Origin of the sequence: Pseudomonas sp. MWU12-2020, assembly GCF_023100605.1 — a bacterium.
Taxonomy (GTDB): domain Bacteria; phylum Pseudomonadota; class Gammaproteobacteria; order Pseudomonadales; family Pseudomonadaceae; genus Aquipseudomonas; species Aquipseudomonas fluorescens_H.
In genome coordinates this window covers 425,467-449,076 of sequence record NZ_JALMEX010000001.1, presented here as the reverse complement: position 1 = coordinate 449,076, position 23,610 = coordinate 425,467, and the positions used below count along the sequence as shown (strand labels likewise).

At 60.8% G+C, this 23,610-nt stretch carries 17 protein-coding genes; 11 read left to right on the top strand and 6 right to left on the bottom strand.

Going from position 1 to position 23,610, the window contains the following annotated elements:
• Positions 1-60 precede the first annotated feature (60 nt).
• The gene (locus M0814_RS02065) at positions 61-1,422 is read left to right on the top strand and encodes an MFS transporter (protein ID WP_103484179.1); all 1,362 of its coding nucleotides are present in this window, start codon (positions 61-63) and stop codon (positions 1,420-1,422) included.
• Positions 1,423-1,520: 98 nt separating this feature from the next.
• Here the strand turns inward: M0814_RS02065 and M0814_RS02060 are convergent, their stop codons facing one another.
• On the bottom strand, positions 1,521-2,396 hold the full coding sequence (locus tag M0814_RS02060) for a LysR substrate-binding domain-containing protein (protein ID WP_045122513.1): 876 nt from the start codon (positions 2,394-2,396) through the stop codon (positions 1,521-1,523).
• Between the two features lie 218 nt (positions 2,397-2,614).
• The gene (locus tag M0814_RS02055; RefSeq protein ID WP_103484178.1) at positions 2,615-3,793 is read right to left on the bottom strand and encodes a hypothetical protein; all 1,179 of its coding nucleotides are present in this window, start codon (positions 3,791-3,793) and stop codon (positions 2,615-2,617) included.
• A 186-nt stretch (positions 3,794-3,979) separates the two neighbouring features.
• On the opposite strand from M0814_RS02055, the gene M0814_RS02050 reads away from it, so the two are divergent.
• From M0814_RS02050 to M0814_RS02025, 6 genes are all read left to right on the top strand, one after another.
• The gene (locus tag M0814_RS02050; protein ID WP_103484177.1) at positions 3,980-4,912 is read left to right on the top strand and encodes a LysR substrate-binding domain-containing protein; all 933 of its coding nucleotides are present in this window, start codon (positions 3,980-3,982) and stop codon (positions 4,910-4,912) included.
• Between the two features lie 233 nt (positions 4,913-5,145).
• On the top strand, positions 5,146-6,570 hold the full coding sequence (gene aldA / locus M0814_RS02045) for an aldehyde dehydrogenase (protein WP_103484233.1): 1,425 nt from the start codon (positions 5,146-5,148) through the stop codon (positions 6,568-6,570).
• An 82-nt stretch (positions 6,571-6,652) separates the two neighbouring features.
• The gene (locus tag M0814_RS02040) at positions 6,653-7,972 is read left to right on the top strand and encodes an MFS transporter (protein ID WP_103484176.1); all 1,320 of its coding nucleotides are present in this window, start codon (positions 6,653-6,655) and stop codon (positions 7,970-7,972) included.
• 1 nt (position 7,973) lies between these two features.
• Positions 7,974-9,191, top strand: coding sequence for a mandelate racemase/muconate lactonizing enzyme family protein (locus M0814_RS02035; protein ID WP_103484175.1), 1,218 nt, complete (start codon positions 7,974-7,976; stop codon positions 9,189-9,191).
• A 156-nt stretch (positions 9,192-9,347) separates the two neighbouring features.
• Positions 9,348-10,961, top strand: coding sequence for a GMC family oxidoreductase N-terminal domain-containing protein (locus tag M0814_RS02030; protein ID WP_103484174.1), 1,614 nt, complete (start codon positions 9,348-9,350; stop codon positions 10,959-10,961).
• 119 nt (positions 10,962-11,080) lie between these two features.
• Positions 11,081-11,686, top strand: a complete 606-nt coding sequence (locus tag M0814_RS02025) for a DUF6338 family protein (protein ID WP_103484173.1) — start codon at positions 11,081-11,083, stop codon at positions 11,684-11,686.
• A 191-nt stretch (positions 11,687-11,877) separates the two neighbouring features.
• Here M0814_RS02025 and M0814_RS02020 read toward each other — a convergent pair whose 3' ends face one another.
• Positions 11,878-12,762 (bottom strand): LysR substrate-binding domain-containing protein, encoded by an 885-nt coding sequence (locus M0814_RS02020; protein WP_045122511.1) that lies wholly within the window; start codon positions 12,760-12,762, stop codon positions 11,878-11,880.
• Positions 12,763-12,921: 159 nt separating this feature from the next.
• Between M0814_RS02020 and M0814_RS02015 the strand changes: the two genes are divergently transcribed.
• Positions 12,922-15,948, top strand: coding sequence for an FAD-binding and (Fe-S)-binding domain-containing protein (locus tag M0814_RS02015; RefSeq protein ID WP_103484232.1), 3,027 nt, complete (start codon positions 12,922-12,924; stop codon positions 15,946-15,948).
• Here M0814_RS02015 and M0814_RS02010 read toward each other — a convergent pair.
• The 3 genes from M0814_RS02010 to M0814_RS02000 form a co-directional block, all read right to left on the bottom strand.
• Positions 15,881-16,570 carry a paraquat-inducible protein A gene (locus M0814_RS02010; RefSeq protein ID WP_103484172.1) on the bottom strand — a complete coding sequence of 230 codons (690 nt, stop codon included), beginning with the start codon at positions 16,568-16,570 and terminating at the stop codon, positions 15,881-15,883. The two genes, M0814_RS02015 and M0814_RS02010, sit on opposite strands and share 68 nt — an antisense overlap.
• Entirely contained in the window at positions 16,567-17,163 is a 597-nt protein-coding gene (locus M0814_RS02005; protein WP_003225887.1) for a paraquat-inducible protein A, read from the bottom strand. Before M0814_RS02005 ends, M0814_RS02010 begins: the two co-directional genes overlap by 4 nt.
• Before the next feature lie 294 nt (positions 17,164-17,457).
• A complete protein-coding gene (locus tag M0814_RS02000) occupies positions 17,458-18,105 on the bottom strand; it encodes a glutathione binding-like protein (protein ID WP_003225885.1) in 648 nt (215 codons plus the stop codon).
• 283 nt (positions 18,106-18,388) lie between these two features.
• On the opposite strand from M0814_RS02000, the gene M0814_RS01995 reads away from it, so the two are divergent.
• The 3 genes from M0814_RS01995 (at position 18,389) to M0814_RS01985 (ending at position 23,602) form a co-directional block, all read left to right on the top strand.
• Complete coding sequence (locus tag M0814_RS01995; protein WP_003225884.1) at positions 18,389-19,036, top strand: gamma-glutamylcyclotransferase; 648 nt, start codon at positions 18,389-18,391, stop codon at positions 19,034-19,036.
• A gap of 116 nt (positions 19,037-19,152) precedes the next feature.
• The gene (locus M0814_RS01990) at positions 19,153-20,334 is read left to right on the top strand and encodes an efflux RND transporter periplasmic adaptor subunit (RefSeq protein WP_103484171.1); all 1,182 of its coding nucleotides are present in this window, start codon (positions 19,153-19,155) and stop codon (positions 20,332-20,334) included.
• A gap of 13 nt (positions 20,335-20,347) precedes the next feature.
• The gene (locus tag M0814_RS01985) at positions 20,348-23,602 is read left to right on the top strand and encodes a multidrug efflux RND transporter permease subunit (RefSeq protein ID WP_103484170.1); all 3,255 of its coding nucleotides are present in this window, start codon (positions 20,348-20,350) and stop codon (positions 23,600-23,602) included.
• The last annotated feature ends 8 nt before the right edge of the window (positions 23,603-23,610 follow it).

Sequence of the window (23,610 nt, the reverse complement as noted above, 5' to 3'; positions counted from 1 at the left end):
CCACATAAACCAAGCAAGAGCTCTGCGTTTCTCCGTCAATAACAACAATTGGAGACGAACATGTCCGCTCAACCGGTAAAAATCGACGACCTGCCCATCGGCCGGTTTCACCTCAAGATCGCCGGACTGACCTTCGGCGCACACTTCACCGACGGCTACATCCTCGGCCTGATCGGTATCGCCTTCACCTTGCTCAGCCCGCAGATGCACCTGGATGCGTTCTGGCAGGGATTGATCGGCGCATCGGCGTTGATCGGGCTGTTTCTCGGCAGTCTGTTTTTCGGCTGGATCTCGGATAAGGTCGGCCGGCAGAAGATTTTCCTGGTCAGCTTCGTGCTGATCACCATTGCCTCGGTGATGCAGTTCTACGTCGAAAGCGCGATGAGCCTGTTCCTTTGCCGGGTGCTGATCGGCATTGGCCTGGGCGGCGATTTCAGCGTCGGTCACGCGATGCTGGCGGAGTTCTCGCCGAAGAAACATCGCGGCGTGTTGCTCGGTTCGTTCAGCGTGATCTGGACCTTCGGTTATGTCGCCGCTACATTCGTGGGGACGGCCATGCTCAGCCTTGGCGACGATGCCTGGCGCTGGATGCTTGCTTCGTCGGCAATCCCGGCGGCGCTGATTCTGATCGCCCGCATCGGCACCCCGGAATCGCCGCGCTGGCTGGTCAATCAGGGGCGCATCGCCGAGGCGCGGGCGATCGTCAAAAAGCATCTGGGTGACAATGTCGAACTGGATGAAACCCGCACCACGGAAACCCGTTCCGGCTATGCGGTGCTGTTCAGCCGCGAGTACCGCAAGCGCACGGCGTTCAACTGCCTGTTCTTCGTCTGCATCGTGATGCCGTACTTTGCGATCTACACCTTTTTGCCGTCGATCCTGCAGAAGATGGGGCTGGCCGAAGGCTTCGGCACCGAACTGATGTTGAACATGCTGCTGATCCTCGGCGCGTTGATCGGCATCTGGTGCACGATCAGGTTCAGCCGTCGCGGCTTCCTGATCAACTCGTTCATCATCCTCGCGGTGGCGCTGTTTCTGCTGGCGGTGTTGCCGGGCAGTGCAGCGTGGCTGATGGTGCTGGTGTTCGGCGTGTTTACCCTGGTGCTGTCGGCAGTGAGCAATCTGGTCGGGGTGTTCCCGGCCGAGAGCTTCCCCACCGAAGTGCGCGCCAGCGGCATTGGTCTGGCGACGGCGGTCAGTCGTCTGGGCTCGGCGATCAGCACCTTTCTGTTGCCGGTGAGTGTGGCGGGCATCGGCCTCAGTCCGACCATGGGCATTCTTGCGGCGATCCTGGCGATTGGCGCATGGCTGTCGTGGGCGTGGGCGCCGGAGACCAAGTCGCTGACGTTGAGTCAGGCGTGCAAGGCGCAGAGTCCGGTGGAGGGGAGTTCGATTGCGGTGAGTAAAGTCGCCCCGATCTAACGGCGTGCCATCGAACCCTGTAGGAGCTGCCGCAGGCTGCGATCTTTGATTTTGCTTTTGAAGATCAAAAGATCGCAGCCTGCGGCAGCTCCTACATGTCAGGGATTGCTCACCAGACTCAGCCACTCGGTAAACAGCTTCACCTTCGACAAACCCTGCTTGTCATTCGCCACATCCAGCCAATAACCATAAGGGCCGATCACTTCAATCGGGGTGATCGGCAGCAGGCTGCCGTTGGCCAGTTCCTTTTCGATCATCTGCCGGTCGATCACGGCCAGACCACCGCCGGCCAGTGCGGTGTGGATCACCTGATCCAGGGTGCTGAACTCCAGGCCTTGTCCGGCATCGACATCATCGCGGCCCATGGCCGCCAGCCAGTTCTCCCAGACCTGCAAACGCTTGCCGTCGTGCAGGATGTGCAGCAGTGGAAATTGCCGCAGATCCGGCGGCTGAGCGCCGTTGAACAACTCCGGGCTGGCGACGGCGATGTGCCGTTCCATCACCAGTAACTGGCTGGCGCACTGGGGGGACGCCGCGAGGCCGAAACGGATGTGGCAATCGATCTCGGCGAGGCTGTCGTGGCTGGCCTGATTGGTCACGCTGAGGCTGATGTCCGGGTAGCGCTGGCAGAAGGCGCGCAGGTGCGGCGACAGCCAGCGCGTGGCCCAGGTCGGTGGCGCCAGGACACGCAGGCGCTGACGCAGATTGGGCACGCGAATGGCTTGCAGGGCGCGTTCCATGTGGTCGAAGGCTTCGGCCAGATGCGGCTTTAGATTGCTGCCGGCCTCGGTCAGCGACAGGCCTTGCGGCGTGCGCACGAACAGCGCGACACCGAGGTAGTCTTCGAGTTGTTTGATCTGGCGACTGACTGCGCCCTGGGTGACGTTCAGGCCGAGTGCGGCCTGACTGAAACTGCGATGCCGCGCGACTTCTTCGAACACGCGCAGGGTGTTGAGCGAGGGCAGTTGACGCATGGAGGTAGGACCCCAGGTCGAGCGTGTGGCTCGGTTTTATTTTTGTAGGTTTTGTTGGTAGGGGTTATCTGACTATTGGTGAGGAACGGATGCAAGTGTTGTTTGGCAGGACGCCTTCGCGAGCAAGCCCGCTCCCACAGGTTTTGTGCCTGACATAAATCCATTGTGGGAGCGGGCTTGCTCGCGAAGGCTGACTTTCAGGCGCAGTAAAATCCGGATCAGAAGTAATACCCGACGTTCACATACACCTGATTCTCCCACTGATCCAGCCCACCCACGCCCAGGCTCTGGGTGTAGCTGCTGCCACCGATGTATGGATCGTTCTTGCCAAACAGCCACTCGGTCGCCACCCACAATTTGCTCACTGAAAACGAGCTGCCGAGGATCATTCGCTGGGAGGTCTTGAAGCCGCTGGCGAATTTGTCGAAGGCGCTGTAGTTGGCGTAAAGCTTGATCCCGCTGATCTGATCGAACAGGTATTTGCCGGCCACGTCGTAGCTCAGGTCTGCCACGTACAGATTGCCGCGACTGGCGACGTTGTAAGTGCCGTCGTAACCGCCGAGGGTCACCAGCTCATCGGTGCCGGCATTGCGCGGCGACATCTGCTGACGTGCCGCCTGCAACTGCACGCCCCACGGGCCGTTCTTGCCCAGGTAGTGCACGGCCACGGCGTTGCGCCGACCGTCGTTATCGGTTTCCTTGTTTTCCAGGGTCGAGGTCAGCCCGGAGATCCCCACTTCGGATTTCCATGGGCCCAGATCCAGGGCTTTCGCCACGCGCAGCACCACGGTGTTGCGTTCCTGGTTGGCGCTGCCGTCAGCCACGTAGCTGTCGGCTTCGGACACGACGCTGGAGTAGGTGACGCCCTTGCTGGTGCCTTTGCCTTGCCACGCCGGGCGCAGGTAGTAACCGGCCTGAATGTTCCAGTCGCCGCTTTGCTGAACGTATTTGGCGCCGACCTGTTGCACGTCTTCGAGGCCGATGACGTTGCCCAGGGTCTCGTAGAAGGTGCTGCCGAAGTACGGCTGCAAGCCGAACGGCACGGTGTTCAGGCCGACCTGCACCTGCTGGTCCGGGTTGAACTTGTAGCCGACCCAGGCGAATTTGGCGAACTGAATGTCGCCGTAATTTTTCGTGTACTGGTAGGGGTAGGAGCGACCATAGAAGCGGTATTGCGCCTCGCCGATCCAGGAATCGGAGTTGTACTTGGCGCTGAGAAAAACCGTATCGAGACCGAACTTCTGAATGTCGCGATCCGGGTCCAGGTCCCAGCGCGCACGAATGGCGCCACCCAGGTCGAGGTTATCGGTAACTTGCACGGCCATCGCCGGAGCGGCAACGCTGCAGAACAGGACGATTGAGGTGGTGCGCAAACGCAAGGAAGCAGAGAAGGGCATGGAGCGGCTCTCGATTGTTTTTATTAGAGATGCCGCGCAGTCTTGCCATCCGCCGGGCGTGGGACAAACGATAAAAACGATGCGCAAACCTGCATCGAATGCATGTTACTCAAAAAATCCTGTAGGACAGTCCGGCACGCTCATGGGATGCTCTGCAACTTGTCAGTGGTTTTCGAGTGCCTTGATATGAAACGCAAAATGCCCGGCCTGAACGCGCTCAAGGCGTTCGAAGTGGCCGGCAGCACCGGCAGCTTCACCCGCGCCGCCGAGCTGCTCAATGTCACCCAGAGTGCGGTCAGCCGTCAGGTGCGGCAACTGGAAGAGCAGCTCGGCGAAAGTCTGCTGGAGCGCCGTCATCACCATCTGGAGCTGACCGCCGCCGGCAAGATCCTGCTGCGGGCACTGCATCAGTCGTTCGACAAGATCGAGCTGACGGTGCGCAGCATCCAGCAGAAAACCCATTCCAACCGTCTGCACATCAACGCACCGCCGACGTTCACCAGTCGCTGGCTGATGCCGCGCCTCGGGCGTTTGCGCGAGCAACACCCGGAGCTGGAACTGAGCATCACCACGCGCTTGCAGGACAGCCTGGCGGAAACCAGTACCCTCGATTGCGCGATCCGCTTTGGCGACGGCGAGTGGGACGGTCTCGACAGTTCGCTGTTGATCCAGGAGCGGCATATCGCGGTGTGCGCGCCATCGCTGTATGCACGGGAGGGAAGCGAACAGGGCATCGACCTCAATCGCCTGACCCTGCTGCATGTGCTGGCCAAGGAGGATCAGCGTTACCTGACCTGGAAGCACTGGCTGGACGCGGCGCACATCAGTGGCGTCGATACCCAGGGCGGTTACGAATTCGATTTGCTGGACCTGGCGATTCAGGCAGCGACCGATGGTCTGGGGATCACCATTGCCGACTGGCACATGGTTGCGGCGGAACTGGCCAACGGGCAATTGACGCAAGTGCTGAATGTGCATGTGGAGGGGCATCAGTCGTACTGGCTGGTGACCCGCCCGGAGCAGACCGAGATGCCGCAGTTGCAGGTGTTTGCGCAATGGCTGCAGGAGGAAATCTGGCTGGCGCAGCGCCAGCTGGAGCCTTCGACCGCAGCCACCTGACACACCCCCAATCCCCTGTGGGAGCGAGCTTGCTCGCGAAAGCGGTGTGTCAGTCACCTGTACGTCACAGTCAGACCGCCATCGCGATCAGGCTCACGCCTGCAGGGGATGTGTGCTTATGCGAAGGTAACCTGCATTTTTCGAATGTTTCCCCGCCCTTTAAATCGTTTGTTCAACCCGCCACCGATGACAAGACTGGTGGCATTGATAAAAACAAACGATGGGCGATGCACATGCGAATCGAGCGAAACTTTGTAAACGGCCACTTCATCGAGCCGGCCAGCGCGGCAATGATCGCGGTGTACAACCCCGCCACTGAAGCGCTGCTCGGCCATGTCTCGGCTGCCACCGCCGAAGAAGCCACCGCAGCCGTGGATGCCGCGGCGGCCGCACAAAAGGTCTGGGGCAAACTGACCAGCATCGAGCGCGCCGAACACTTGCGCGCATTCGCCGCCGCGCTTGAGGAGCGTGCCGAGTCCATCGGCGCCGCGCTCGCCGCCGAGTCCGGCAAGAGTCTCAGCGACGCGAGCAACGAAGCACGCTATGCCGCGCAGATCACCCGTTACCACGCCGAGTGGGCGCGGCGCATCGAAGGCGAGATCATCCCCAGCGACAGCCCCGACGAAAACCTGTTTCTGCACCGCGAGCCGATCGGCGTCGTCGCGTGCCTGATTCCGTTCAACTACCCGGTCTACACCTTGCTGCGCAAAATTGCCCCGGCGCTGATTGCCGGCAACACCGTGGTGGTGCGCCCGAGCAACAACACCCCGACCTCGGCATTCGAAATCGCCAAAGCGGTGCAGCAGTCGGGCATGCCGGCCGGGGTGATCAATATTCTGACCATGGATCACGCCACCGCTGCCACGGTGTGCACGCATAAGGCTGTTGGCTTGATTACGCTGACAGGCAGCGTCAACGCCGGGCGCATCGTGCTCGATTACTGCAAGGCCAACATCGCCAAGCCGTCGCTGGAATTGGGTGGCAAGACGCCGGCCATCATCGAAGCCGATGCCGACCTCGAAGCCGCCGCCAGCGCGATCATCGCTTCCAAGACCACCCACTGCGGGCAGTTGTGCACGGCGGTGGAAAGGGTCTACGTGCAGGAAAGCGTCCACGACCGATTCCTCGCGCTGCTCAAGGCCAAAATCGCCGAGGTGAAGTTCGGTGACCGCGCCACCGATGCGAGCCTGATGGGACCACTGGTCAACGCCAGTTCGCAGCGGAACATTCACGCCATGGTCGAGCGTGCCATGGCCGACGGCGCGGTGCTCGAAAGCGGTGGTGTGTTGCCGCAAGGCCCGGGGCATTTCTATCCGCCGACCCTGCTCAGCCACTGCCGCCAGGACATGGAAATCGTCCAGGAAGAAATCTTCGGCCCGGTGCTGCCGGTGCTCAAGTACCGCGACATCGACGAAGCATTGGCCATGGCCAACGACCATCAGTTTGGCCTGTCGTCGGTGCTCTACACCGAGAACTACCGCACCGCGCAGAAGGTCGCCAACGCCATCGAGGCCGGCGAGCTGTACGTCAATCGCACCCCGGCCGACCCGTATCAGGGCTACCACGCCGGTTGGAAACGCTCGGGCCTGGGCGGTGATGACGGCAAGCACGGGATGCTCGAATTCACCCAGACCCGACTCGTGGTCATGAAGTACTGAAACACCGCAACACGCCTCATGCTGCACCTATAAAAACAATTATCAGGGGCGCCCGGAGCACGGGTTGCCCGAGGTCACTTCAATGTCCAAGCATGCATCCTCTGCTGCCGCTGTTCAGGGTTCCAACTCGGCTGTGAAAAGCCGGAGCGACAAGGGAAGTCGCTATTTCCAATTGATGTTGCTGGTGCTGGCCGCCGGTGCGATCTACCCGATTCTGTACCTGCGTCAGGTCTACCAGACCACGATGCTCGAAGTGTTCCAGATCAACCACAGTGAACTGGGCTATCTGTACTCGATGCTCGGCACGATTTTCCTCCTCAGCTACTTGCCCAGCGGCTGGTTGGCGGATCGCATTGCGCCACGCTTTCTGATTTTCTTCTCGCTGGTGGCGACCGGCGCTTTAGGCCTGTGGTATTCGACGGCGCCATCGATGACCGGGCTGATGATCATCTTCGGTTGCTGGGGCCTGACCACCGGTTTGACCTTCTGGGCGTCGGTGCTCAAGCGGGTGAAGATGATTGCTCACCCTACCGAGCAAGGGCGCTTTTTCGGCATCCTCGACGGTGGTCGCGGGCTGGTCGAGGCGTTGCTGGCGACGGTTGCCTTGGCGCTGTTCGCCTTCGCCACCGAAACCCGTGGTGAGTCCACTGCCGAAGGCTTCAGGCACGTGGTCTATCTCTACGCCTTCACCTGTATCGCCATCGGCTGTGTGCTGGTGTTGATCAAGGATCCGAAGTCGATGGCGGACACGCCGCCGGTGGAGAAGGGCAAGTTCAACCTGCTCACCGATCTGGCGACGCTGGTGAAGATTCCCGAGCTGTGGCTGGTCACCGCCATCGTGTTCTGCGGCTATCACATCTTCTGGGCGACCTACAGTTTCTCGGACTACCTGCAAGGCAGCGGCCTGACCGCGGTCATGGCCGGCACCATCACCACCATCAAATTGTGGATGCGCCCCATCGGCGGCATCGGCGGCGGCTGGCTGGGGGACAAGTTCTCGAACATCTCGGTGCTGATCGTCGCGCTGTTGCTGGCGAGTCTGGCGATTGTCGGGCTGATCGTATTCCCGGCGCTCAACAGCATGGGTTTGCTGATCGCCACGGTGATTTTCATTGGCCTGATGACTTACGCGATTCGCGGTTTGTACTGGGCGATTCTCGACAGCTGCAACATTCCGCTGCGCATCACCGGCCTGGCCATCGGCATCGTCTCGGTGGTCGGCTACATGCCGGATGCCTTCATCCCGTTGATCAATGGCTACCTCACCGAGCACTTCCCTGGTGCCCTCGGCTACAAGCTGTACTTCGGTTACATCGCCTCCGTTGGTCTGATCGGCACCCTGGCGGCCGTGACCCTGCGTGCCCGAATCAATCGCAAAACTTCAGATAAAGCAGGTGCCTGACATGAAAATCATCGCCCTTGAAACCCATATCGTCGCCGTACCACCACCGCACATCGGCGGCATGTACTGGCTGTTCGTCAAGCTCAAGACCGATTGCGGCATCGAAGGCGTGGGCGAGATCTACGCGGCGACGTTCGGTCCCAAAGCCATGCTGCCGATCATCGAAGACGTGTTCGAGCGCTACCTGCTCAATCATGACCCGCACCACATCGAACGCTTCTTCCGTCAGGCCTATTCCAGCGGCTTCACCCAGCGTCCCGACCTGACCATGATGGGCGTGGTCAGCGGTCTGGAAATGGCCTGCTGGGACATCATCGGCAAAGCGGCGAACAAACCGGTCTACGAGTTGCTCGGCGGCAAGGTCAACGAACGTCTGCGTTCCTACACCTACCTGTACCCGGTCAACAGCCGTGGCGAATACGACTACGACGATCCGGATCTGGCGGCTGAATGCGCCGTCGAGAACATGAACAAAGGCTTCACCGCGCTGAAGTTCGACCCGGCCGGTCCATATACCGCGTACTCCGGGCACCAGATCTCGCTGCAGGTGCTGGAACGCTGCGAAACCTTCTGTCGCAAGATCCGCGAAGCGGTGGGCAACCAGTGCGACCTGCTGTTCGGGACTCACGGACAGATGGTGCCGTCGTCGGCAATCCGTCTGGCCAAGCGCCTGGAAAAGTACGACCCGCTGTGGTTCGAAGAGCCGGTGCCGCCGGGGCAGGAAGAGGCCATGGCGCAAGTCGCGGCCAAGACCAGCATCCCGATTGCCACTGGCGAACGCCTGACCACCAAGTACGAATTCTTCAAGCTGCTGCAGGCCGGCGGCGCGTCGATTCTGCAGATGAACGTCGCCCGCTGCGGCGGCCTGCTCGAGGCGAAGAAGATCGCCAGCATGGCCGAGGCCTACTACGCGCAAATTGCTCCGCATCTTTACAACGGCCCGATCGGCGCGGCGGCGAGTTTCCAGTTGGCGACCTGCACACCGAACTTCCTGATTCAGGAAAGCATCGAGACCTGGGGCGGCTTCCACGCCGAGATCCTGAAGAAACCGTTGCAGTGGGAGGACGGCTACATCATCCCGTCCACCGAGCCGGGGCTGGGCGTGGAGCTGAACATGGACGTGGTGCGCAAGCATTCGCCGTACACCGGCGAGCGCCTGCACCTGCAAATGGCACCGACTCCGGTTGACGTCAAAGACACCTCGCCGGCCAAGGGCTGACAGAGGCCCATTGTGGGAGCGGGCTTGCTCGCGAAAGCGGTGTGTCAGGTTCACAAATGTCAGCTGACCGAGCGCATTCGCGAGCAAGCCCGCTCCCACAGGGGACATGCGTTGCTCATCCGATTTTTTGTACAACGACTTACGCGGTAACCGTGCATGACATACGACTACATCATCGCTGGCGCCGGCGCAGCAGGTTGCGTGCTGGCCAATCGGCTTTCGGCCTCCGGGCAATACACGGTGCTGCTGCTGGAAGCGGGCGGCAAGGACAGCTCGCTGTGGTTCAGGATCCCGGTCGGCTTCGCCAAAATGTATTACAACCCGACCTTCAACTGGATGTACTACAGCCAGCCGCAGAAGCAGTTGGGCAATCGCGAAATCTACGCCCCGCGCGGCAAAGTGCAGGGTGGTTCGGGTTCGATCAACGCGATGATTTACGTGCGCGGCCAGGCCCATGACTTCGATGACTGGGCGGCCAACGGTAACGACGGCTGGGGCTTCAAGGACGTGCTGCCGTACTTCCGTAAACTGGAAAACCATCCGCTGGGTGACAGCGAATACCACGGCGGCAGCGGCCCGATCAGCATCACTCCGATGAAGGGCCAGACTCACCCGATTTGCGATGTGTTCCTCGAAGGCTGTTCAGAGTTGGGCTACCCGCGCAGCGACGATTTCAACGGGGCAAAATTCGAAGGCGCGGGCCTGTACGATGTCAACACCAAAAACGGCCAGCGTTGTTCCAGCAGCTTCGCGCATTTGCATCCGGCACTGAGCCGGCCGAACCTGACAGTCGAGCATTACGCCTTGGTCGATCGCGTACTGTTTGACGAGACGCAGCAGCGCGCCACAGGCATCTCGATCACCCAGCATGGTGTGGCGCGGACGTTCACCGCGCGCAAGGAAGTGATCCTGTGTGCCGGCGCAGTCGACACGCCGAAAATCCTGCAATTGTCCGGCGTGGCTGATCGCACGTTGCTGGAAAAGCACCAGATCCCGCTGGTCAGGCACCTGCCGGCAGTGGGGCAGAATCTGCAGGATCACCTGTGCGTGAGCTACTACTACAAAGCCAATATCCCGACGCTGAACGATGAACTGAGCTCGCTGTTCGGCCAGCTCAAACTCGGCATCAAATACCTGCTGACCCGCAAGGGCGCGCTGGCCATGAGCGTCAATCAGGCGGGCGGTTTCTTCCGTGGCAACGCGCAGCAGGCGCATCCCAATTTGCAGCTGTACTTCAACCCGCTGTCGTACCAGATTCCGAAAAACAACAAGGCCAGCCTCAAGCCGGAGCCGTATTCGGGCTTCCTGCTGTGCTTCAACCCGTGCCGGCCGACCAGTCGCGGCCACGTCGAAATTGCGTCGAAGAATCCGCGTGATGCGGCACTGATCGATCCGAACTATTTGAGCACGCAAAAGGACATTGACGAGGTGATCCAGGGCAGTCGCCTGATGCGCAAGATCATGAACGCTCCGGCGCTCAAGAGCATCACCGTTGATGAGGTCCTGCCGGGACCGGCAGTGGAAACCGACGAGCAGATGTTGCAGTACTTCCGCGACAACTGTGGCTCGATCTATCACCTCTGTGGTTCCTGCGCGATGGGTGCGGATGAGCAGACTTCGGTGGTCGACAAGCGTCTGAAGGTGCATGGCCTTGCCGGGTTGCGGATTGTCGATGCGTCGATCTTCCCGAACGTGACCTCGGGCAATACGCATGCGGCGGTGCTGATGGTGGCGGAGAAGGGCGCTGATCTGATTTTGCAGGATGCGTAGGTTTTAGCGGCTGGCGTAATGCGCTGTGACAGTTGCGCGGCGGCATTTTTTCAGCGTGCGCTAGGCTTTGATTGCCGGTCACTTATCGGGCCGGCAAGTCTTTCAAGGAGCCACGGATCATGGATGATCTGGTCAAGGAAGTTATTCCGTTGTTGCAGTATCTGATTCCCGGATTTGTTTCTACCTGGATTTTTTACACGCTCACTTCGTTCAAGCGGCCTGACACCTTTGGGCAGATTGTGCAGGCGTTGATTTTTACGTTTGTGATTCATGGGGTGGTGTTGGGGATCGGGGCTATTGGCTTATGGATAGGCTCGAAGGGCTTTTCTGTAGGGAAATGGGATGGCAAAACCCAGGCTATTTTGGCGTTTATGGTTGCAATGGGGCTTGGCTTGTTGTCGTGTGCTCTGGCTTCGAATGACAAATTGCACAAATGGTTACGAAGAAAAAATGTAACGAATAAAAACTCTTACCCCAGCGAGTGGTACAGCACCTTTGCTCGCCACAATCGGCTGGTTACGCTGCATTTGACGGATGAAAGGCGATTATTTGGCTGGCCCGTCGAGTGGCCTTCCGGCCCCCTGGAGGGGCAGTTCATCATGCTGAATCCAGGCTGGCTGGGGGAGGATGGCGTGGCGTTGCCTTTTGGCGCCGAACTATTGGTGATAGATTCCTCGAAAGTCCAGTGGGTCGAATTCAGTTCTGTCGAAGAGGTTTCATCATGAGCGCAAAAGAGCCTACTCCCATGCCGCCAAGCATCAGGCGCCTCTTTTATGGCCCGGACGGCAAGCTGCTGGCCAAACCCCTCGTCAAAGGGCCGAGTGCGCCGCCACCGCTAAAGCGCCAGTACCGGGATTGACCGAACGCCGCTCATCGAGCGGCGTTTCGTTATGTTGTGCATTTGTGGGATCTCCGGTCAGAGCGTATCCACCAACCAATCCCTGAACGCTTTCAGTGACGGTAACGCCTCATTCCGCGGCGGATACACCAGGTAATAGCTGCGCCGGCTGGTGATCGGCTCCCCCAGTTGCAGCAGCTCGCCGTTAAGCAATTCATCCTCCACCAGAATCCGCGGCACCAGCCCGACGCCAATATTCGCCCGCACCGCTTGGATCAGGTGCGAAGTCATTTCAAAGCTCGGGCCGATGCGCATGCTGCGGTGTGGCAAACCATGATGGGTGAACCATTCCGCCCAGGCCTGGGCGTTGCTGCTGACATTGAGCAGTAACTGCCCGGCGATGTGTTGTTCCGCTTCATCGCGTTCGGCCAATGACAACTGCGCACTGGCAATCACCACCAGTTCTTCAGTGTGCAGGGGCAGGGCGCTCAAGCCCGGCCAGTCTCCCGCACCGACACAGATCGCCGCATCGATCTCGCTGGTGTCGAAGTCAATCGCTTCGATCCGTGAGTGCAAGTGCACGGTCATGCCGGGGTGCGCGGTGTAGAAGTCCTTGAGTCGCGGCAGCAGCCATTTCGAGCCGAAGGTCGGCAGCGTCGCCAGACGCAAACTGTGGATGCCTGAACCGAACGCCATGGCCTGCAGGGTCGCGCTGCGGATCTGCCCGAGGGCTTCGGCCAGTTCACGCTGATACATGCGCCCGACATCGGTCAGCACCACTTGCCGACCTTCGCGGCTGAACAGGCGCATGCCGAGCATCTTTTCCAGAATCTGCACCTGACGGCTGACCGCGCTTTGCGTCAGCGACAGTTCGTGGGCGGCGCGGGTGTAGCTTTCATGGCGTGCGGCAGCTTCGAAGGCCAGCAATAAAGACATGGAAGGGGTGAGGGTTCGCGGATTCATTCGTTTTAGTCATGGATTGCGGGTCGATTTTACGTTTGTCCCGACGGCGCCAAGCAATGAACATAAGCACCATGAGATGGCGGGAGCGTGACGCAATCATTCATTGCGCACAACTGTTCACCGCCACACGGCCCGATTTTGACCGAGATTTCCTCACCGATGATTGCCCAGCTGTCACCCGCCGCTGCATTGACTACTGATTACCAACTGTTCCTCAGCGCCCTGAAAGCCAGTGGTTTTCGTGGCGAGATCAGTGCCGATTACGCCAGCCGCGTAGTGCTCGCCACCGACAACTCGATCTACCAGCGTCTGCCGCAAGCGGCGGTGTTTCCGATGGATGCGGAGGATGTGGCGCGGGTGGCACGGCTGATCGCCGAGCCGGCGTATCAGCAAGTGGTGATTACCCCGCGTGGCGGTGGTACCGGCACCAACGGCCAGTCGCTGACCGACGGCATCGTCGTCGACCTGTCGCGGCACATGAACCGCATTCTGGAAATCAACGTCGAGCAGCGCTGGGTGCGAGTGCAGGCCGGGGTGGTCAAGGATCAGCTGAATGCCGCGCTGAAATCCGCCGGGCTGTTTTTCGCCCCGGAACTGTCGACTTCCAACCGCGCCACCGTTGGCGGCATGATCAACACCGACGCCAGCGGCCAGGGCAGTTGCACCTACGGCAAGACCCGCGACCATGTGCTGGAACTCGACATGGTTCTGCGCGGCGGTGAACGCCTGCACGGCGCCGCGCTGGCGGAAGACGACCTGACAGCGCTGTGCGCCCGTGAAGATCGGGTGGGTGAAGTCTATCGCTGTGCGCGGCAGATCATTGATGAGCAAGGCGAGCTGATCAAACAGCGCTTCCCCGATCTCAACCGCTGCCTGACCGGCTACGACCTGGCGCACCTGCGCGAGGCCGACAACCGCTTCAACCTCAACAGCGTGCTGTGCGGGGCTGAAGGCTCGCTGGGGTTTGTGGTCGAGGCGAAGCTCAACGTACTGCCGATCCCCAAGCACACGATGCTGGTGAATATCCGCTACGCCGGATTCATGGATGCATTGCGCGATGCCCGGGCGCTGATGGCGCTCAAGCCGCTGTCGATTGAAACCGTGGATTCCAAGGTGTTGCTGCTGGCGATGCAGGATATCGTCTGGCACGGCGTCGCCGAATACTTCCCGGAAAGTGCCGAGCGGCCGACGCTGGGGATCAACCTGGTGGAGTTCTGTGGCGACGATCCTGAAGATCTGCAGCACCGGGTTCAAGCCTTCCTTGAGCACTTGAGCAGTGACACCACGGTCGAGCGCCTTGGCCATACGCTGGCGGTCGGCCAAGCGGCGGTGAACAAGGTCTATGGCATGCGCAAGCGCGCCGTCGGCCTGCTCGGCAACGTTGCCGGCGAAGCGCGGCCGCAGCCGTTTGTCGAAGACACCGCGGTGCCGCCGCAGCACTTGGCCGAGTACATCGCCGAGTTGCGCGAACTGCTCGACAGCCACGGCTTGCAGTACGGCATGTTCGGCCACGTCGATGCCGGCGTGCTGCACGTGCGGCCGATTCTCGACATGAAGGATCCGCAGCAAGCGGCGCTGGTGCGTCCGGTGTCCGACGGTGTCGCCGCGCTGACCCAACGCTACGGCGGCCTGTTGTGGGGCGAACATGGCAAGGGCCTGCGCTCGGAATACGCGCCGGCATTCTTCGGCGAGCTGTACCCGGCGTTGCAGGCACTGAAAGCCGCGTTTGACCCGTTCAACCAGTTCAACCCGGGCAAGATCGCCACCCCGGCCAACACCGCTGCGGCATTGCTGAAGATCGACGAAGTGACCTTGCGCGGCGAACTCGATCGGCAGATCGACGAAAAGGTCTGGCAGAGCTACGGCGCGGCCATGCATTGCAACGGCAACGGCGCCTGCTACAACTTTGATCCCGACGACGCCATGTGCCCGTCGTGGAAAGCCACCCGTGAGCGTGCGCAATCGCCCAAGGGCCGCGCCTCACTGATCCGTGAATGGCTGCGTTTGCAGGGCGAGGCAGGGGTGGATGTGCTGTCGGATGCGATCCGCCGCCCGGCGTTTTTCCGCAACCTGTGGACGCGCTGGCGCAACAGCCGTGGGCAGGCCGCAGACTTTTCCCATGAGGTGTATGACGCCATGGCCGGATGCCTGGCGTGTAAATCCTGCGCGGGGCAATGCCCGGTCAAGGTCAACGTGCCGGAGTTTCGCTCGCGGTTTCTGGAGTTGTATCACAGCCGTTATCTGCGCCCGGCGCGGGATTATCTGATTGCTTCGCTGGAGTACAGCATTCCGTACATGGTGCGGATTCCGGCGCTGTACAACGGTTTGATGGGCGCTTCATTCGTGCGCCAACAGTTGGAGCGTCTCGGTGGAATGGTCGATGTGCCGTTGCTCAGCCGCTTTGATTTCCACGCGGCGATGCGCCGCTGGAAGGTGCAGCCGGCGACGGTTTCCACGCTGTCGACGCTGACCCAGGCCCAGCGCGAGCGCAGTGTGGTACTGGTGCAGGATGCCTTCACCCGTTACTTCGAAGCGCCGCTGCTGGCGGATCTGGTGGAGCTGATTTCGCGGCTTGGCTATCAGGTGTATCTGGCGCCGTTCAGTGCCAACGGCAAGCCGCTGCATGTGCAGGGCTTTCTGTCGGCGTTCAACCGCGCGGCACTGCGCAATGCGCGGCAACTGCGAGAGCTGGCGGATGTTGGCGTACCGTTGCTGGGGCTGGATCCGGCGATGACCCTGGTCTATCGCCAGGAATACTTGAAAGTGCCCGGCATGAACCAATGCCCGGAAGTCGCGCTGGTACAGGAATGGCTGCTCCAAGTGATGCCGGAGCAGGCGAATAACACATCGGCAAGAGCATTCCGGCTCCTGGCGCATTGCACCGAGAAAACCAACGCGCCGGCCGCCACCCGTCAGTGGGAGCAAGTGTTCGCGCGGGCCGGATTGAAACTGGCGACGCAGGCCACCGGTTGCTGCGGCATGTCCGGCACCTACGGCCATGAAGCGCGCAACCGCGAAACTTCGGCGGTGATCTACGAGCAATCGTGGGCGCGGCAGGTCGAGGCACCGGCGGAGCAGGGCGAAGCACTGGCCACCGGCTATTCGTGCCGCAGTCAGGTCAAGCGCCAGTCGGATCGGGCGCTGCGCCATCCGTTGCAGGTGCTGCTTGAGGTGGTACGTCGCTGAGCGGTTCGTCGTCCGGAGCGTTGTCCCAGATCAGCCGTGGATCGAAACTCATCGCCGAGAGCATGGTGAACACCACCACCATGCCGAAAAACAGGATGCCCGGGCGTGGTTCGATATCGCCCAGCGCCTGGAACTTCACCAGCGCCGCGACCAGCGCGACCACCAGCACGTCGAGCATCGACCAGTAGCCGATCAGCTCGACGAAACGGTACAACTTCGAGCGCTCACGGCGCGCCCAGTTGCTGTCGCGCTGCACGGTGATCAGCAGCAGCGACAGGGCCACGAACTTGATGCCCGGCACCGCGATGCTGGCGATGAAAATGATCAGCGCGATGTCCCACGCGCCGCCCTCCCAGAATTCCAGCACGCCGCTCATGATCGTGCTGTCGGCGCCGTTGCCGAGCATCATGGTGTTCATCACCGGGAGCAGATTGGCCGGCACGTAAAACGCCAGCGCGGCAAACAGGAAGGCCCAGGTACGCGCCAGGGAATTGGTCTTGCGCCGATGCAACGGCGCGTCGCAACGCGGGCATTGGTGCGGCTCATCGGTCATGTCGCAGGCCAGCCCGCAGCTGTGGCACAGGCACAGATTCAGTTCGCTGGCGGTCGCTGGACGCTTCATAGGATGTCCCAAAGGTCACGAATGTCGCGCCCGGCAATGCGGATCATCATCAGGCTCAACACGGCCAGGGCAAACAGGCCGATACCCGGCAGCACATCGAGCAGCCCGGCCAGTTTGAACACCGCGACCATCGCCCCCAGCAGACACACTTCGAGCATGCTCCACGGACGCAGGGTTTCCAGCCAGCGCATGCACAGCTTGAAGCCCGGTGCCCGGCGCGATGACAAGGCGAAACTCAGCACCCAGATCAACAGCACCAGTTGAAACGCTGGGGCGATGATGATCGAAATCGCCGCGACCATCGCCATGAATGTGATCGGTCCCTGACTCAGCGCCAGCACCGAATCCCACAGCGTCGCGCTGTTTTTCAAACCCTTCATGCTGATGCTCATCACCGGATAGAAATTGGCGAACAGCCACAGCATCGCCGCGGTGAAACTCAAGGCCAGCCGCTGCTCGACGGTCAAGCCGTTATAGCGCTGCAGCACGCCGCCGCAACGTACGCAGAGGGTTTTCTGGTGTTTGCCGAGCACGACTTTTTCGTACACGCAGTCGCAATGCTCGCAGATGATCAGGTGTTCGGTTGAGGTCATGGGCAACGCTCGACGCCAGGGCACAAGACCTGATCACTATAGACCTCACTGTCTGCTCCTGCAGTAAAGCGGATTTTGTTGATGTCAGGTATTGCCGGTAACAATAAGAAAGTTGTCGCGGATCTGAATAAACTCGCGACCGTAAACATGAAATTCCTATTCTGTTTACCCCTTTGGTTTTGGCCACCTGTTATCAGGCGGCCTTTTTTTTTCCCGGTTTTTAATGTTGTTATCAACTTGACGGATATCGCAAATGCAAACAGGCCGCTTGAGCGACCTGTTTCTTCGAGCCCTTCAATCAAGTTGTTTTAGTTGTTCCATATGTTTGCTGTACAGCGCCGCTTCTTCTGTCAGCGCCTTGTGCACCGAAGGGCGGGCATCGATGCGATTCTTCCACGCCATCAGGTGTGGCAGGTGTTCGATCTGTGCGCCGGAGCGTTCGTGCCACCAGGTGGCGAAGACGTACGCATCGGCCACGGAGAACTGGTCACCGGTCAGCCAGGTACGGCCGTCGGCCAGGCGTGCGTCGAGTTGGGCATAGGCGCTGACGATCTTGTTGCGTGTCCACTGTGTGCCGTCTTCAGTCAGCAATTTGCGCATCAACGGAATGTGTTTCTGGGCGATCTCGGTGGCGACGAAGGTCAGCAACTGGTCGACCTTGACCCGTTCCAGCGTGCCGCGCGCCGGGATCAGGCCGGACTCTGGATGCTGGTCGGCGAGGTAGGAGGTAATGACGATGGTTTCCGACAGGATATCGTTGAAGGTGTTGTCGAGCAGCAGGGCGGGTACATACAGCAGTGGGTTCACCGCCGCGAAATCTTCGCCGCTGGAGGTGGTCCGGCCGAATACGTCGAAGTGCACCAATTCCGGGGTCAGGCCCAATTCGTTGGCGATGATCTGGACGGCCTGGGAGCAAGTCTGGTTGGCAATGTAGAGCTTCATGGTAGTCACCTTTGGGAGAAAGTCGGGGCCCTGGAGTGGACCGGCAAATCCAGTCTGCACGCCGCGGTTAAGGCGATAAATACCGTGAAAGGTGATGCTCTGTAGCTTTTATGGAGACAATTGGGCCGCACAGCTATCCCTCCGCCAAACCCGCCGTGGCGGGCATTCAGGCCTGATTGTCTCCGCTGGAGCTACTAAGAGTAGCGTCCGGTGTTGTTTATCCGGCGTCAGGTCTCGGCCACCATTCGCTCAACGGCAAATGCCCACCGCAGAGACCACGGCGATGTTGACGAAACAGTTGATCAGCTCAGGCGCTTATCTGGAGAAGTTCAGCGACGTTCCCCCGGAACTGTTGTGGACGCTGGAGCGGATCGGTCAGTCGATGGAAGACACCCTGAACGCGCGTCCCGGCGAGGGCGACATCTGGGTTTTCGGTTACGGCTCGCTGATCTGGAACCCGCTGTTCGAATTTGCCGAGCACCAATTGGCGACCCTGCACGGTTGGCATCGCAGTTTCTGCCTGCGGATGATCGCCGGGCGCGCGACAGTGGCACTGCCGGGTCGGATGCTGGCCCTGCAGCGCGGCGGGGAAACCCACGGCGTCGCGTTCAAGATCAGCCAGGCGGTGGCTCGCGACGAACTGATTTCACTGTGGATCCGCGAAATGCCCACCGGTGCCTACCGGCCGATCTGGACCGGCGTGCAACTGGCCGATGGTCGTGACGTACTGGCGCTGGTGTTTGTCGCGGATCCCGATCACCCGCTGTTCGAGGCGGATGCACGGATTGAGACCATCGCCGGTAGTGTGGCACTCGCCGAAGGACCGATGGGGACGAACGCAGATTATGTGCACCGACTGTGTTGCGCGCTGAGTGAAAGCGGCATTGTCGATGAATACATCGGCGCCTTGTCGGCAGAACTCATGGATTGAACTAATCGCGTATCGGGAAGTTATGCAGTGAAGTTTTATTGCAGGGATGCGTGCGTCTTGAAGTTGCAGTTTTTTAATAAGTTTTGAACATCATCAATAGTTTCGGGAGAAGTGAAATGGTCGCCAGTCGTAAACGGCTTTCCGTCGCATTAAGTGCGCTCTTAGTGGCCGGCACGGCCGGCATCGTCGTCAACTATGGCGATCATTTCGGACCGATAGCCAACGCTCATGCCGACACCGCGCCAGCCGCCAAAGCCGAGGTGGATGTTGCCACCGTCGTGTTCAAGACGATCAGTGAATGGCAAAGCTATTCCGGGCGCCTGGAGGCGGTCGACAAAGTGGATATCCGACCGTTGGTGCCGGGCACCATCGTCGGCGTGCACTTCAAGGATGGCACGCTGGTGAAGAAGGGCGATCTGCTGTTCACCCTCGACCAGCGTCCCTATCTGGCGGAAGTCGATCGCGCCGCCGGGCAACTGGCTGCTGCCGAGTCCCGTGCCGGCTATACCGCCACCGACGCCGGACGTGCCGCCCGGCTGGTGGAACAGAACGCGATCGCCAAGCGTGATTTTGACGAGAAACAAAACGCCGCCCGTGAAGCCGTGGCTCAGGTCAAGGTGGCGAAAGCAGCGCTGGATGCCGCTCGGGTCAACCTGTCGTACACCGAGATCAAGGCACCGGTGGCCGGTCGAGTTTCCCGCGCCGAACTGACGGTCGGCAACGTGGTGTCGAGCGGCGCAACGGCGCCGCTGCTGACCCGCCTGGTATCGGTCTCGCCGATCTACGCCTCGTTCGATGTCGATGAACAAACCTACCTGCGCTACCTCAATCAGGCGTCCGGCAGCGGCGCCCCCGTGTCCCTGGGGCTGGCCGACGAAGACGGCTATTCGCGTCAGGGCGCAGTGGATTCGATCGACAACCAGCTCGACACCCAGTCCGGCACCATCCGCGTCCGGGCGCGTTTCGACAACGCCAACGGCGCGCTGCTGCCGGGTCTGTATGCGCGGATCAAGGTCGGTGGCGGCAAGCCGTTCGAGACCGTGCTGGTTGACGACTCGGCGATCGGCACCGATCAGGCGCGCAAGTTCGTGCTGGTGGTCGGCGCCCAGGATCGCGTCGAGTACCGCGAAGTGACGCTGGGCAACCTGCATGAAGGGCTGCGCATCGTCACGTCCGGCCTCAAGGCAGGAGACCGGGTGATCGTCAGCGGCGTACAGCGTGTACGCCCCAACGACGCCGTTCACGTCAATACCGTCGACATGGTCAGCGTCAATCGCGCCGCCAGGCCTGCGGCTTAATCCGGGAATCGCCATGAACATCTCAAAATTCTTTATCGACCGGCCGATCTTTGCCGGTGTGTTGTCGATGGTAATCGTGCTGGCCGGGCTGATCGCCCTGACCCGGCTGCCGACTGCCGAATACCCCGAAGTGGTGCCACCCTCGGTGGTGGTGCGTGCCGAATACCCTGGCGCCAACCCGAAAGTCATCGCCGAAACCGTGGCCTCGCCAATCGAAGAACAGATCAACGGTGTCGAGGACATGCTGTACATGCAGTCTCTGGCCAACAGTGACGGCAAGATGACCACTACCGTGACGTTCAAGCTCGGCACCGATCCGGACAAGGCTCAGCAGTTCGTGCAGAACCGCGTGGCCCAGGCCCTGCCGCGCTTGCCTGAGGACGTGCAGCGCCTTGGTGTGACCACCATCAAGTCGTCGCCGACCCTGACCATGGGCGTGAGCATTCTTTCGCCCAATCAGCGTTATGACCTGACCTATCTGCGCAACTATGCGCTGATCAACGTCAAGGATCGCCTGGCGCGGATTCCCGGCGTCGGTGAAGTGGTGATGTGGGGTGCGGGCGATTATTCGATGCGCATCTGGCTCGATCCGCAGAAAGTCGCACGTCTGAACATGACCGCGCTGGACGTGGTGAAAGCCATTCGCGAGCAGAACGTACAGGTCGCTGCCGGCATTGTCGGCGGTGCACCGATGCTCACCGACGTGCCAATGCAACTGAGCGTCAACGCCCAGGGCCGACTGAAGACCGAGCAGGAATTTCGCGACATCATCCTCAAGAGCAGCGCCGGCGCGGTGACGCATCTGTCGGACGTGGCACGGGTGGAAATGGCCGCCTCCGAATACACCTTGCGCGCCATGCTCGACAACAAGCCTGCAGTGCAGATGATCATCTTCCAGCAGCCGGGTGCCAACTCGCTGCAGATTTCCGATGACGTGCGCAAGGTCATGGAGGAAATCAAACAGGACATGCCGGACGGTGTCGATTACGGCATCAAGTACGACCCGACCCAGTTTGTCCGCGACAGCATCCACGCGGTGATCCAGACCCTGCTTGAGGCCATCGCGCTGGTGGTGCTGGTGGTCATCGTGTTCCTGCAAACCTGGCGTGCGTCGCTGATCCCGTTGCTGGCGGTGCCGGTGTCGATCATTGGTACGTTCGCGCTGCTGCTGGGGTTCGGTTACACCATCAACGCCTTGTCGCTGTTCGGCATGGTGCTGGCCATCGGCATCGTGGTCGACGACGCGATCGTGGTGGTGGAGAACGTCGAGCGCAATATTGCAGCCGGTCTGTCGCCCCGTGATGCGACCTATAAAGCCATGCAGGAAGTCAGCGGGCCAATCATCGCGATTGCACTGACGCTGGTGGCGGTGTTTGTGCCGCTGGCGTTCATGTCCGGACTCACCGGGCAGTTCTACCAGCAGTTTGCGATGACCATCGCGATTTCGACGGTGATTTCCGCGTTCAATTCGCTGACCTTGTCGCCGGCACTCGCGGCCATCCTGCTCAAGGGGCATGACGCGCCGAAAGATCGTCTGACGCGGATCATGGACACGCTGCTTGGTGGCTTCTTCAACGTCTTCAATCGAGTGTTCAATCGTGGCTCGGACAATTACGGCAAAGGCGTGCGCCATGTGGTCAACCGCAAACTGGTGATGCTGGTGATCTATGGCGTGTTGCTCGGCGCGGCGGTGTGGATGGGCAAAATTGTGCCCGGCGGTTTTGTGCCGGGGCAGGACAAGGATTACGTGGTAGCGATCGCGCAACTGCCGAGCGGCGCGACCCTGGACCGAACCGAGAAAGTCGTGCGCGACATGGGCGATATCGCCCTGGCGATTCCCGGGGTGAAGAACTTGCCGCAGTTCCCCGGTCTGTCGGTCAGCCTGGCCAACTCGCCGAGCAGCGCCCTGGTGTTTCCGGTGCTGGAGCCCTCGAAGTACCGCAGCAAGGAGCAATCCTCCTCGGCGATCGTTGCCCGGTTGAACGCTGAATACGCCGGTATCAAGGACGCCGCGATTGCCGTGTTCCCGCCCCCGCCAGTGGCCGGTCTGGGCACTGTTGGCGGCTTCAAGCTGATGATCGAAGACCGCGGCGCGCTGGGTTACGAGGCGCTGAACAAGGCGACGCGGGACTTCCTCGCCGCAGCCGCCAAAGCGCCGGAACTCGGCCCGGCGTTCTCGACCTTCCAGATCAACATGCCGCAACTGAATGTCGAGCTGGATCGGGTCAAGGCCAAGCAGTTGGGGGTGTCGGTGACGGATGTATTCGACACCCTGCAGATCTATCTGGGCTCGATGTACGTCAACGACTTCAACGCCTTTGGCCGTGTATATCAGGTACGGGCTCAGGCCGATGCCCCGTTCCGTGCCAACGCCGAAAATATCGGCGTGCTGAAAACCCGCAACGACAAGGGCGAGATGGTGCCGCTGTCGTCGCTGATCAAGGTCACCACCACTTACGGCCCGGAAATGGTCGTGCGTTACAACGGCTTCACCGCTGCCGATATCAACGGCGGGCCGGCCCCGGGTTATTCGTCCGGTCAGGCGCAGGCTGCGGTCGACCGGATTGCGAAAGAGGTGTTTCCGCGCGGTATCAGGTACGAATGGACGGACCTGACCTACCAGCAAGTGCTGGCCGGCGATTCGGCGCTGTGGGTGTTCCCGATCAGCGTATTGCTGGTGTTCCTGGTGCTGGCGGCGCTGTACGAAAGCCTGACCTTGCCGCTGGCGATCATCCTGATCGTGCCGATGAGCATTCTCTCGGCGCTGGCCGGGGTGTGGTTGACCCATGGCGACAACAACATCTTCACCCAGATCGGCTTGATGGTGCTGGTGGGGCTGTCGGCGAAGAACGCAATCCTGATCGTCGAATTCGCCCGTGAACTGGAGATGCAGGGCCGCAGCGTGGTGCAAGCCGCGATCGAGGCCAGTCGGCTGCGGCTGCGACCGATTCTGATGACCTCCATCGCGTTCATCATGGGCGTGGTGCCGCTGGTGTTCTCCACCGGCGCCGGTGCCGAGATGCGCCAGGCCATGGGCATCGCGGTGTTCTTCGGCATGCTCGGCGTGACCCTGTTCGGGCTGATGCTGACGCCGGTGTTCTACGTGCTGCTGCGCAAGCTGTCCGGTGTCGAGCATCTGGTCGACACGCACGGCAGGCATCCGCACCCGGGCGCCGACGCAACGGCCCACGATCACAGCATTGTCACTCACGGCGTTTCGACCCACCCGACTTTGCCGCGCACGCCGCAAGCGGCCTACGAGAAGTAAGGAGAACG

Coding starts and splice junctions, on each gene's coding strand:
- M0814_RS02005 (WP_003225887.1), bottom strand. CDS start 17,163: ATGACCTCAACCGAACACCTGATCATCTGCGAGCATTGCGACTGCGTG.
- M0814_RS02030 (WP_103484174.1), top strand. CDS start 9,348: ATGACATACGACTACATCATCGCTGGCGCCGGCGCAGCAGGTTGCGTG.
- M0814_RS02040 (WP_103484176.1), top strand. CDS start 6,653: ATGTCCAAGCATGCATCCTCTGCTGCCGCTGTTCAGGGTTCCAACTCG.
- M0814_RS02050 (WP_103484177.1), top strand. CDS start 3,980: ATGAAACGCAAAATGCCCGGCCTGAACGCGCTCAAGGCGTTCGAAGTG.
- M0814_RS02025 (WP_103484173.1), top strand. CDS start 11,081: ATGGATGATCTGGTCAAGGAAGTTATTCCGTTGTTGCAGTATCTGATT.
- M0814_RS01990 (WP_103484171.1), top strand. CDS start 19,153: ATGGTCGCCAGTCGTAAACGGCTTTCCGTCGCATTAAGTGCGCTCTTA.
- M0814_RS02015 (WP_103484232.1), top strand. CDS start 12,922: ATGATTGCCCAGCTGTCACCCGCCGCTGCATTGACTACTGATTACCAA.
- M0814_RS01985 (WP_103484170.1), top strand. CDS start 20,348: ATGAACATCTCAAAATTCTTTATCGACCGGCCGATCTTTGCCGGTGTG.
- M0814_RS01995 (WP_003225884.1), top strand. CDS start 18,389: ATGTTGACGAAACAGTTGATCAGCTCAGGCGCTTATCTGGAGAAGTTC.
- M0814_RS02065 (WP_103484179.1), top strand. CDS start 61: ATGTCCGCTCAACCGGTAAAAATCGACGACCTGCCCATCGGCCGGTTT.
- aldA (WP_103484233.1), top strand. CDS start 5,146: ATGCGAATCGAGCGAAACTTTGTAAACGGCCACTTCATCGAGCCGGCC.
- M0814_RS02000 (WP_003225885.1), bottom strand. CDS start 18,105: ATGAAGCTCTACATTGCCAACCAGACTTGCTCCCAGGCCGTCCAGATC.
- M0814_RS02020 (WP_045122511.1), bottom strand. CDS start 12,762: ATGAATCCGCGAACCCTCACCCCTTCCATGTCTTTATTGCTGGCCTTC.
- M0814_RS02035 (WP_103484175.1), top strand. CDS start 7,974: ATGAAAATCATCGCCCTTGAAACCCATATCGTCGCCGTACCACCACCG.
- M0814_RS02060 (WP_045122513.1), bottom strand. CDS start 2,396: ATGCGTCAACTGCCCTCGCTCAACACCCTGCGCGTGTTCGAAGAAGTC.
- M0814_RS02010 (WP_103484172.1), bottom strand. CDS start 16,570: ATGAAGCGTCCAGCGACCGCCAGCGAACTGAATCTGTGCCTGTGCCAC.
- M0814_RS02055 (WP_103484178.1), bottom strand. CDS start 3,793: ATGCCCTTCTCTGCTTCCTTGCGTTTGCGCACCACCTCAATCGTCCTG.